Source organism: Globicatella sanguinis NBRC 15551, assembly GCF_001552295.1.
In the GTDB taxonomy this organism is placed as follows: domain Bacteria; phylum Bacillota; class Bacilli; order Lactobacillales; family Aerococcaceae; genus Globicatella; species Globicatella sanguinis.
Map to the genome: position 1 here is coordinate 1 of NZ_BCQX01000189.1, position 1957 is coordinate 1957.

A 1957-nucleotide genomic window follows, 5' to 3' on the forward strand; every position below is an offset into this window, starting at 1 on the left:
ACTGCGGTTTGAATTAAATAGATATGCCTGAACAGAATTTTAAAAGGTGATGCCCAGCCTCTTAAAAATTATTCAGCTGCGCGATAAGTGGTACGTAAATTAATCGTACGTCCAAATGGCATAATTTCAAAGTTTTTAACATCTGGACTTAATAAGTAAGACGTAGAAACTTGATATAATGCTGAAGTGATAGCATCTTCTTCTACAAAGATTTTTTCTGCTTGCATTAAAGCTTCACGACGTGCCACAGGATCATTCGCTAACTCATGACGTGTTTGATCGACTAATTTATCTACTTCTTCGTTAGAATATTTAGCAAAGTTAATCCCACCATCAGTCGTTAATTGTTCAACAAAGTTTAAAGCATCTTGGTAATCAGGCGCCCATGTACCATAATAGAAATCATAGTCTAAACTTCTTTGAATTTCTAAACGGTTTTGTAAAGGAACGGAACGAATAGTAATCGTCAATCCTGGTAAGTTTTCTTGGATTTGAGCTTGTAAGTATTCAGCTGTACGACCTGATAAATCAACATCAGATACTAATAACTCTAATGATAACTCTTCGACACCTAATTCTTCTTTCGCTTGTTCCCAATCTTTTTGAGCTTGTTCAACATTATAAGTTAGGATATCGCCTGCCGCTTCACGGTAGTCAACCCCTTCTTCATCCACATCAAAACCAGTTGGAACAAATCCATTCGCTGGTGTAGAACCATCTTGAATCACTGACTCAGCATATAATTCTTTATCAAATGCTTGAGAAACTGCACGTCTTAAAGCAGCATTATTGGTAGGTTCTTTGGTATCGTTAAACATAATATAACCTAATGTTGCACGAGGAACGGTATTAAAATCTTCTGCCCCTTCATATTGACCAACAAAGGCATCTGATAAAATAGCATAATCAATTTCACCCGCGTCATATAAGTCTGCACCAGTACCTGTTTCTTTAACAACCGATACTAATACATCTGTTAAATGAACATTTTCAGCATCCCAATAATTTTCATTTTTATTTAAAGTCCACTCTAATTCAGTACCTGTCCAACCTGTTAAAGTAAAGGGTCCATTTGTTACGATATTTTCAGCAGAAGTACCGTAAGCATCGCCTTTTTCTTCAACAATTTTTTTAGAAACCGGCATAAAACGACTACCTGTTAATAATTTTGGTAAATAAGGTGCTGGATATTCTAATGTAATTTCTAATGTTTTATCGTCAAGTGCTTTAACACCTAATTCATCTAGTTCCATTTCACCATTACGGATGCTGGCCGCATTTTTGAAAATTTCAACAGATGAAGTCGTATTTTGTCCATTTGGATCCACTAAACGTTGATAAGTAAACACATAATCTTCTGCTGTAACGGGTTCACCATTACTCCAAACTAAGCCATCACGCAAAGTAAAAGTATAGGTTAAACCATCTTCTGAAACTTCAACATTCTCAGCTTGACCCAATTCGACTTCAGTACCAGTAGAAACACGATATAAACCTTCGAAAATTTGGCCAATCATATCTGAACTTGGCGTATCATTATATAAAGCTGAGTCCAAAGTTGCTAACTCTCCAATTGTCATAATACTTAATGTTTGTTCAACTGAAAGATCAATTTGTGCCTCCTCTGCTAAAGTAACTGGCAAACTACCAGTGGCTAATGTTAAAGCAGCTGCAGCTGAAAGAAAAGATTTTGCAAACTTTTTAAACATTTAAAATCTCCTATCTATTATTAATTTAAGATTAACATTCTAATCTTGATGAGACCATCGTAACACGTTTACGTTTGTAACTCAAGTTTTATGCTCAAGTTTTTTAATGTGATTATTCGTCAAAATGTAGTTAAATCAAACATTTTAAAGGAATAAATATCAGTGATTTTTTTCAAACTCGGGAGCAGACCAAATTGTTGTCGCTTCGTCTGTTCACCCCCGGACAGTTGGGAGTGGACCAGAAGTAG

At 35.6% G+C, this 1957-nt stretch carries 1 protein-coding gene; it reads right to left on the reverse strand.

The genetic code is table 11. The features are described 5' to 3' along the window. Positions 1–68 precede the first annotated feature (68 nt). Positions 69–1709, reverse strand: coding sequence for a peptide ABC transporter substrate-binding protein (locus GSA01S_RS09990; protein WP_066127190.1), 1641 nt, complete (start codon positions 1707–1709; stop codon positions 69–71). Positions 1710–1957: the final 248 nt, after the last annotated feature.